Raw genomic sequence first — 8,261 nt, forward strand, 5'->3', positions numbered from 1 at the left:
GCGCCTGTCGCAGCCCCGGCTTCGCCCGGCTTCTTGAACGTCTTGGGATTGAAGTGGATGCCGCTGTCATCAATGGTGATGTTGGCTTCCGGCTGCTTGCCGCCCTTGGTCTTGATGGTGACGATCTCGTCGCCAGAGAACAGCTCGTCCTGCAGGATCGAGGCCGCGATCACGGACAGCAGCGCGAACAGCGCGAACTTCCACCAGGACAGCTGGGTGACCCAGGTGGCCACCGCGTCGAAGGCGCGATGCAGCCAGCCGAGGATGGCCGAGAGACGGCTCGGGTCGGTGCTGCCAGGTTCGGTGCTGCGTGCTTCCATGTCCGGGGCGGGTCTCATGTTGGGATGTTGCAACTGTACCGCTCCCGGGGCAGTCCGGCCAGCCCCATGCGACAGCCTGCCAAATCGGGGCACTGGAATGCAGTATGATGAGCCGTCCCGTAGCGCTCAGTTCTCGCCAGAATTCACTAGAAAAAAGGGTGTCTCCATGTCCGAAACGCAGAAATTCCGCCTTGTCACGCGCAGCGACTTCGACGGCCTGGTGTGTGCCGTGCTGCTCAAGCACCTGGACCTGATCGACGAGATCCTGTTCGTCCATCCCAAGGACATGCAGGACGGGAAAATCGCGATCAGCGCGCGCGACATCACCACCAACTTGCCGTATGTACCGGGCGTGCACCTGGCGTTCGACCACCACCTGTCCGAGACGCTGCGGAATCCCGACCATCTGTCCAACCATGTGATCGACCCGGCGGCGCCGTCGGCGGCGCGGGTGGTGTACAACTATTACGGCGGGCACAAGGCGTTCCCGCCGGCGTGGAACGAGATGATGGCGGCGGTCGACAAGGGCGACTCGGCGCGTTTCTCGCGCGAAGAGGTGCTCGATCCGCACGGCTGGGACCTGCTGAATTTCCTGATGGACGCGCGTACCGGGCTGGGGCGCTTCCGTGACTTCCGCATCTCGAATTACAACCTGATGATGGACCTGATCGAGTACTGCCGCAATCACTCGATCGAGCAGATCATGCAGCTGCCGGATGTGCAGGAGCGGGTGCAGCTGTATTGCGAGCATGCGGAAAAGTGCAAGGAGCAGATCCGGCGCTGCGCGCAGGTGCATCGGAACCTGGTGGTGCTGGACTTGCGCGATGAGCCTGTGATCTATGCGGGCAACCGGTTCATCATCTATGCGCTGTTCCCGGAGCAGAACATCTCGATCCACGTGCTGTGGGGCGTAAAGAACCAGAACACCGTATTCGCGACCGGCAAGTCGATTCTCAACCGGACCTCGCAGACCAATATCGGGGCGCTGATGCTGGAATACGGGGGCGGCGGGCACGAGAACGCCGGCACCTGCCAGGTCGACAACGAGCGCGCCGACGACGTGCTCGGCGCGCTCATCCACCGCATCACCACCGACGGCTGAGCCGCCGCCCGCCGGCGGAACTGGCGGCGCTCGGCGTGGTCCAACGGTTTTGCACCTGTTGGAGCCTGCCATGACCCGCCTGATTGTCGATATGCCCGACGAGCTGCTCTATCAGCTCGAAGAAGTCGCTCGCCGCCGCGGCTTGACGCGCGACCAAGCTCTCTACCGATCCTTCGCCCTTCTGCTCAAGGCCGACGAAGAGAGAACCAAGGGAAATTCCATCATCATCGCGCGTGATCTCCCCGGAAACCGGATGCGCCCCCTGTACCAGCTCACGGGGATTTTCAATGGATGAGCCGCCGACTTCTTCAGCCGAGCCTCTTGATCCGAGTCAGCCATCTAAAGTGGATCTGGACGTTGCCTCGGAACGCCAGCTCGCCAGCACGATCGACGAAGCAGAACGGCTGCGCTTCGCCAAGCAAGTGCTGCTGGCCCTGTTCCTGGTCTCGCTGGTGTCGTTCGCCGGCTATTACGCCTCGCCCGAGAGCCGGGCGAGCGCGGCCGTGTTCGAGCTCGTGAAGGTCGGCATGCTGCCCTTGGTGACGCTGGTGATCGCGTTCAATTTTCCGAACAGCCGGAAGTAGCCGACCAAATGCCATGCGTGAGCGTTTGTGGCCGCGTGATAGACACTGGAAGTCGCGCTGCGGCGCACTATGATGGCCTATCAGCGTGACAAGACAGCAGGAGGCCGCCATGGCCACGATTGACATCCCCGACGACATCGCCACCCTGATCCGGGAAATCGGAGAGCGGATGGGCATGACGCCCGCGGAGGTGGTCCAGCACGCCGTGCTGGAATTTGGCGAGGACTACGCCGACCCGCGCGACGCCCAGGACCTCGCGATGCGCCGCGACAGCGGCCAGGTCCGCATGTGGACCGAGGAAGTGCGCTACCGCCTCGGCCTTGGCCATCAATCGGGCGCCTAACAGCTCCCCCCGCGGCCACCTGGCAGCCACTGGACCAGCCACCGACCCGGCCGGCCGTGCTGGCCGATCCGCCGGGGCGCATCCGGCGCGGTTACTCCTCGCGCGCCGGCAGCGCGATCTGATGATCCACGCTGAACTGGTAATCCTCGAACACGTGCTGCGCCGAGAGGAGCTGGTAGCTGCCATCGGCCTTCTTGTGCGTGGTGTCCTTCAGCCGGTAGGTGTAGTGCCCGCAGGTCCAGCAATTGAAGTTGCGCATGTGCGTGCACAGGCAGGTCTTGTCCATCACCACCACCTGCTTCGCATCCGGATTCGCCAGCACCTCGCGGTTGTACGAATTGATGTACGCGCAGTTGCCCGTCGCGTCCAGCAGATAGCCATACGACTCGCACCCCGGCCGGATCCCCGAGCCGATGGCCGGCGTCGACTTCAGCATCCGCATCGGATAGCCGGTCGGCGACACGCCATTCACCAGAATGTCCGCTTCGCTGGCGCGGAAGTACTCCTGCTTGACCTCATCCGGCAGCCCGCACTCGTGCGTCACGGTGAAGCGGGTCGCCACCTGCACCCCCGCCGCGCCGCGCTCCATGAACTCCACCGCATCGGTCCCGGTGAACACGCCACCGGCCGCCAGCACCGGAATGTCCAGCTGCTCGGCCTTCATGAACGCATGGATCTCGTCCATGATCGTGTGCAGGTCGTAGTCCTTCCAGTCCTCCAGCCCGAAGCCCAGGTGGCCGCCGGCCAGCGGGCCTTCGACGATGATGTAGTCCGGCGCCCGGTCCAGCTTGGAGACCTTGCGGAGGAACAGCTGCAGCGCGCGCACCGATGACACGATGATGCCCAGCTTCGCATCGCGGAAGCGCGGATGGTCCGCCATCAGCGCGAACGAACCGAGGTGCAGGCCAGCCGACAGGGTGATGCCGTCGATCCCCGCATCCAGCGCGGCCATCAGGCGCGCCTGCAGGGTCTCCTTCGGCCCGTTCATGGTCAGCTTTTCCATGCAGTTCACGAAGACCAGGCCATTGCCCTTCTTCGCTTCCATGGTCGCGCCGATGTGCAGGCGCTGCGCTTCGGCCAGCCGATCGAGGTCGAACTTGACCACCGACTTGTCCATGTTGTTGATGTTGAACTTGTAGGCCTTGGTCTTGTCCTTCACGAAGGTCGTGTCGAACTTGCGGTCCGAGACATCCGGCACCATGGCGTCGGAGATATGGCCGATGCCGCCCAGGCGCGCCGCTTCCAGCGCCAGTTCGGACGTGGAAATGTCCACGCCCATGCCGCCGATCATGATCGGCACATATTCCTTGCCGCCCAGACGCAGGCGGAAATCGTCAACCCGTTTCATATCACCTTCAATGTGCGGCGTGCAGCCGCATGGTACGTTCCCGGCCGCCATTCACGGCCGCGGCCCGGGCCCGCATTAATCGCGGAAGTTGTTGAACTCCAGCGGAGTGTCCGTCACATCCTTGCGCAGCAGCGCCATGGTGGCCTGCAGGTCGTCGCGCTTGGCGCCGGTGACGCGCACCGCGTCGCCCTGGATGCTGGCCTGGACTTTCATCTTGCTGTCCTTGATGATGCGTACGATCTTCTTGGCCAGGTCGCCCTCGATGCCGTTCTTGATCTTGACGACCTGTTTGACCTTGTCGCCGCCGATCTTCTCGATCTTGCCGGAGTCGTCCAGGAAGCGCACGTCGACCTTGCGCTTGGCGAGTTTGTTGGTCAGCACGTCCTTGACCTGCTGCAGCTGGAAGTCCGAGTCGGCGAAGGCGGTCAGGTCATGTTCCTTTTGTTCGACGCGCGCGTCGCTTCCCTTGAAGTCGAAGCGCGTGGTGATCTCCTTGTTGGTCTGGTCGACGGCGTTGCGCACCTCGACCATGTCCGCTTCGGACACGACATCAAACGACGGCATAATGGATCCTTTGCTTGGCCTGTTTTCAGAAATGCCGGGTATTGTAATCGACTTGAGGCGCGCTTTAGAGGGTTCCCCCTATAATTGCGCAAAAAAAACGGATTTCCATGCGCCAGTTTCTAGATCAACAGAATTTCTCCCTTCTCCCATTCAACACTTTCCGCATTGAAGCGCGGGCGCGGCATTACGTGCGCGTCGAGCAGGTGGACCAACTGGCGGCGGCGCTGGCCGACCCGGCACTGGCGGCGCTGCCGCGGCTGGTACTGGGCGGCGGCAGCAACCTGCTGCTGACCCAGGACTTCAACGGGCTGGTGCTGCATATGGCGCTGGCCGGCAAGGCCATCGTGGGCGAGGACGCCGGGCACGTGCTGGTGCGCGCGAGCGCGGGCGAGAACTGGCACGGCTTTGTGCAGTACACGCTGGAGCAGGGGCTGGGCGGGCTGGAGAATCTGTCCCTCATCCCGGGCACCGTGGGCGCTGCGCCTATCCAGAACATCGGGGCCTATGGGGCGGAAATCAAGGATGTGTTCCATTCGCTGACGGCGTTCGATCCGGCGACTGGGACGCTGCGCGAGATGCGGGCGGAGGAATGCCGCTTTGCATACCGGGACAGCGTGTTCAAGCACGCGGAGGGGCGCGGGCTGATCATCGTGGACGTGACCTTTGCCTTGCCCAAGGCGTGGACGCCCAACCTGCGCTATGCGGAGCTGGCCCAGGCCGTGGCGGCCGATGGCATCACGGCGCCGACGGCGCGGCAGATCAGCGATGCGGTCATCGCGGTGCGGCGGCGCAAGCTGCCGGATCCGGCGGAGATCGGCAATGCGGGCAGCTTCTTCAAGAATCCGGTGGTGTCGGGCGCGCAGTGCGCCCGGCTGCTGGAACAGTTCCCGGACCTCGTGCATCACGCGCAGGCCGATGGGACAGAGAAGCTGGCCGCCGGCTGGCTGATCGACCGCTGCGGCTGGAAAGGCCGCAATCTCGGCCCGGCGGGCGTGTACCCGAAACAGGCGCTGGTCCTCGTCAACAATGGCGGCGCCCGCGGCGCGGACATCGTCGCACTCGCCAAGGCCATCCAGGCAGACGTGCAGGCCCGCTACGGCGTGCTGCTGGAGCCCGAACCCGTCTTCATCTGAGGCGTACGCCAGCGCGGCCACCGCCGGTGGGCAGCGCGGCAGCGGTTCCGCCGCAAGGTCAGGCGCCGAGCGCGGCGCGCAGCGCGGGGCCGATCTGGTCCAGAGGCAGGATATTTTCAGCGGCGCCCAGTTCGGCGGCCGCGCGCGGCATGCCGTAAACGGCGCTGGTGGCTTGGTCCTGCGCCAGCGTGGCGTGGCCGGCCTGCCGCATCGCCAGCAATCCGCGCGCGCCATCCTTGCCCATCCCGGTGAGCAGCACACCGGTCGCCGCGTGCTCCCAATGCCGCGCCACCGACTCGAAGAACACGTCCACCGACGGCCGGTACGGATAGTCGCGCGGCTCGGCCACGTAGCGCAGCCGGTGCAGCGCGTCCAGCACCAGATGGTCGTTGGTGCGCGCAATCTGCACCGTGCCCGGACGGAGCGCATCGCCTTCCTGCACCACGCGCGTCGGCATGTCGAGCTGGTCTCCCAGCCAGCGGCATAACTGGCTGGCGAAATGCGCATCGATATGCTGGACCACCACGATGGTCGCTTTTTCCGGCGCGCGCCAGCCGGACAGCACCTTCTGCACCGCCACCGGCCCACCGGTGGACGCCCCGATCGCCACCAGATGGCTGATCCCCAGCGGTTGCGGGCCTTCCAGTTCAACCACCGCACGAGGGGCGCGGGCGGCGGATGGGCGGTCCACGCGAATCAGCTTGCCGATCGTGCGGATCTTCGCCAGCAGCGCCGCACCGCCGCCCGGATCGCCGCGCAGCAGCGGCGTGGCGGTGACGTCGAGCGCGCCTGCGCCGAGGGCGCGAAACACCTGCTGCACATGGTCCTGCGGCTGCCCGGTGACGACCAGGATCGCGCAGGGCGTGGCGGCCATGATGCGGCGCGTGGCCTCCACGCCATCGAGTTCCGGCATGTTCAAGTCCATTAGGACCAGATCCGGCGGCTGGCTCGCGCACAGGCTGACGGCCTCCGCGCCGGTGCGCGCGATCCATAGCACCTCGTGGCCGCCGCCCGCCACCACGCGCCGCAGCGCCTCCGCCGCCATGCCCACGTCGTTGGCAATCCCGATCCTCATGCCGCGCTTCCCTTGATGCGCGGCGCGGCGTGTGCCCAAGCTGCCGCCGCAAGGCCCCCACAGCGCCGCCTCATGCCGCGCCTCCGATCAGGTCGTGCACGGCGTCCAGCAGGGTGGCGTCGTGGAAGGCGCCCTTGGTGAGGTAGTAGTCGGCCCCCGCGGACAGGCCCCGTGCGCGGTCCTCGGGACGGTCCTTGTACGAGACGATCATCACCGGCAGTGCGCGCAGGCGCGGGTCGCGGCGGATCATGGTGGTCAGCTCGATGCCATCCAGGCGAGGCATGTCGACGTCGGTGATGACCAAGTCGTAGCCGCGGGCGCGCACCATGTTCCAGCCGTCCATGCCGTCGACGGCCACGTCGACCGTGTAGCCGCGCGCCACCAGCAGCTGGCGCTCCATTTCGCGCACGGTGAGCGAGTCGTCCACGACCAGCACGCGGCGTGCGGCGCTGGCGGCGGACGGCGCCTGATGCGCCAGCGGCTGCAGGGAACCGGCTGCCAGCTGCCGCTCGACGCCGTGGAGCAGGTCAGCGACGTCCAGGATCAACACCGGGCTACCGTCATCCAGCACGGCCGCCGCCGCCAGGTCGCGCAGCTTGCCGAATACGGGCTCCAGCGGCTGCACCACCAGGCTCGCCTCGCCGCGCAGCTTTTCCACCACCAGGCCGTAGCGGTGGCCCGCCGGGCCCAGCACCAGCACCGGCAGGTCCTCGGCCGTCTGCGGCACCTCCTCCAAGCCAAGCAGCGGCGCGGCCGGGACCAGGCCGATCCGCTCGCCGCGCAGGTCGACGAAAGGTTTGCCTTCGAGTGTGGGCAGATCGGCGCGCGGCACGGACAGCACGCGGCCGATGGAAGCGATCGGCACCGCATACGGCTCGCCGCCGATCTCGCAGACCAGGGCGCGCACCACGGACTGGGTAACGGGCAGGGTGATCGAAACGGTCAAGCCGCGGCCGGGCGTGCTGGCCAGCCGCACGCTGCCGTTCTGGGCGCGTACCGCGTCCTGCACCAGATCGAGGCCGACGCCGCGGCCGGAGATCGCGGTCGGGCTGTCCTTCAGGCTGAAGGCGGGCAGAAACAGGAAGTCCAGCAGCTCGGCTTGGGTCATGGCGGCGGCCAGCGCGGGCGGAGCCATGCGGCGTTCGATGACGCGGGCGCGGATCTTTTCGCAGTCCACGCCGCGGCCGTCGTCGGCCAGTTCGATGGCCAGCAGGCCGCCGCGGTGGCGGGCGGTGAGCGTCAGGGTGCCGGCGGGCGGCTTGCCGGCGGCGGCCCGTTCGGCGGGCAGTTCCAGCCCGTGGTCGACGGCGTTGCGGAGCAGGTGGTTCAGGGGGCTTTCGATACGGGCCAGCACGTCGCGGTCGACCAGGGTGGCGCTGCCTTCGATGACCAGTCGGGCTTCCTTGCCGAGGCTGCGGGCGAGGTCGCGCACCATGCGGGGGAAGGCGTGGACGCCGTCGCCGAAGGGGCGCATGCGCAGGGCCAGGACCTCGTGGACCAGGTCGCCTGCGAGGCGGCTTTGGCGGCGTTCGAAGTGATCAAGGCTCGCGAGTTGGTCGAGCAGGGCTTGCTGCTGGGCCTGGCCGTCCTGCAGGAGGGCACGCAGGCGGGCGGCGGCGGGGTGCGTCGCGGCTTGCAGTTCGGTTTGCACGGCGTCCAGCGTGGCCAGGAATGAGGCCTGCTGGCGCTTGAGGCGTTGCAGGGCGGCGGCGGTCGCGGGCAGGGCGCGGGTGGCGATGCGCATTTCGGACGCGAGGGCGAGCAGCGGGTCAGCGGTCGCGGGTGCGAGCGC

At 66.7% G+C, this 8,261-nt stretch carries 9 protein-coding genes and 1 pseudogene; 5 read left to right on the forward strand and 5 right to left on the reverse strand.

The window, feature by feature from the left end:
• Positions 1-338: pseudogene (locus E4L96_RS02980) on the reverse strand (hypothetical protein); the annotation flags it as partial.
• Positions 339-486: 148 nt separating this feature from the next.
• On the opposite strand from E4L96_RS02980, the gene E4L96_RS02985 reads away from it, so the two are divergent.
• The 4 genes from E4L96_RS02985 to E4L96_RS03000 all read left to right on the forward strand — a co-directional run bounded on the left by E4L96_RS02985 (position 487) and on the right by E4L96_RS03000 (position 2,349).
• Entirely contained in the window at positions 487-1,422 is a 936-nt protein-coding gene (locus tag E4L96_RS02985) for an exopolyphosphatase (RefSeq protein WP_135205749.1), read from the forward strand.
• Between the two features lie 70 nt (positions 1,423-1,492).
• Positions 1,493-1,717 carry a hypothetical protein gene (locus tag E4L96_RS02990; protein WP_135205750.1) on the forward strand — a complete coding sequence of 75 codons (225 nt, stop codon included), beginning with the start codon at positions 1,493-1,495 and terminating at the stop codon, positions 1,715-1,717.
• A gap of 49 nt (positions 1,718-1,766) precedes the next feature.
• Positions 1,767-2,006, forward strand: coding sequence for a hypothetical protein (locus E4L96_RS02995; RefSeq protein ID WP_135205751.1), 240 nt, complete (start codon positions 1,767-1,769; stop codon positions 2,004-2,006).
• A 109-nt stretch (positions 2,007-2,115) separates the two neighbouring features.
• Positions 2,116-2,349 (forward strand): hypothetical protein, encoded by a 234-nt coding sequence (locus E4L96_RS03000; protein ID WP_135205752.1) that lies wholly within the window; start codon positions 2,116-2,118, stop codon positions 2,347-2,349.
• A 91-nt stretch (positions 2,350-2,440) separates the two neighbouring features.
• Here the strand turns inward: E4L96_RS03000 and E4L96_RS03005 are convergent, their stop codons facing one another.
• Together E4L96_RS03005 and E4L96_RS03010 are read right to left on the reverse strand one after the other, a co-directional pair.
• A complete protein-coding gene (locus tag E4L96_RS03005; protein WP_135205753.1) occupies positions 2,441-3,697 on the reverse strand; it encodes a nitronate monooxygenase in 1,257 nt (418 codons plus the stop codon).
• Positions 3,698-3,772: 75 nt separating this feature from the next.
• Complete coding sequence (locus E4L96_RS03010) at positions 3,773-4,261, reverse strand: YajQ family cyclic di-GMP-binding protein (RefSeq protein ID WP_135205754.1); 489 nt, start codon at positions 4,259-4,261, stop codon at positions 3,773-3,775.
• Between the two features lie 107 nt (positions 4,262-4,368).
• Here E4L96_RS03010 and murB point away from each other — a divergent pair, with 107 nt between their 5' ends.
• On the forward strand, positions 4,369-5,394 hold the full coding sequence (murB, locus tag E4L96_RS03015; RefSeq protein WP_135205755.1) for a UDP-N-acetylmuramate dehydrogenase: 1,026 nt from the start codon (positions 4,369-4,371) through the stop codon (positions 5,392-5,394).
• A gap of 58 nt (positions 5,395-5,452) precedes the next feature.
• On the opposite strand, the gene cheB is transcribed toward murB, so the two are convergent.
• Positions 5,453-6,469, reverse strand: a complete 1,017-nt coding sequence (cheB, locus tag E4L96_RS03020) for a chemotaxis-specific protein-glutamate methyltransferase CheB (protein WP_135205756.1) — start codon at positions 6,467-6,469, stop codon at positions 5,453-5,455.
• A gap of 70 nt (positions 6,470-6,539) precedes the next feature.
• On the reverse strand, positions 6,540-8,261 hold a 1,722-nt coding region (locus tag E4L96_RS03025; protein ID WP_135205757.1), incomplete at its 5' end, for a hybrid sensor histidine kinase/response regulator.

It is taken from the genome of Zemynaea arenosa, from assembly GCF_004614185.1.
GTDB lineage: Bacteria > Pseudomonadota > Gammaproteobacteria > Burkholderiales > Burkholderiaceae_D > Telluria > Telluria arenosa.